General features: G+C 60.8%; 1 protein-coding gene. It reads left to right on the top strand.

The genetic code is table 11. The features are described from left to right. Positions 1-24 precede the first annotated feature (24 nt). Positions 25-212: group II intron maturase-specific domain-containing protein (locus KVT39_RS37780; RefSeq protein WP_306795646.1), on the top strand; the 188-nt coding region annotated here is incomplete at its 3' end.

Genomic DNA, 212 nt, shown 5'->3' on the forward strand with positions numbered 1-212 from the left:
TACGGCATGAACCGGATGGACTTGATGGCAAGCCTGAACCGGCAGATCGCCGGCTGGGCCGCCTTCTACCAATACACCGACTTCACGGCCACCATGTTTAGAAAACTAGACCGCACGGTCTTCTGGAAACTTGGATACTGGCTCGCGCGCAGGTATCGGCGAGGGTTCAGGTCGCTGATGCGCGACTACGTCCGGGCGCCGGAGCCGGGACA

It is taken from the genome of Burkholderia sp. GbtcB21 (genome assembly GCF_019091065.1).
In the GTDB taxonomy this organism is placed as follows: Bacteria; Pseudomonadota; Gammaproteobacteria; order Burkholderiales; family Burkholderiaceae; genus Burkholderia; species Burkholderia pyrrocinia_C.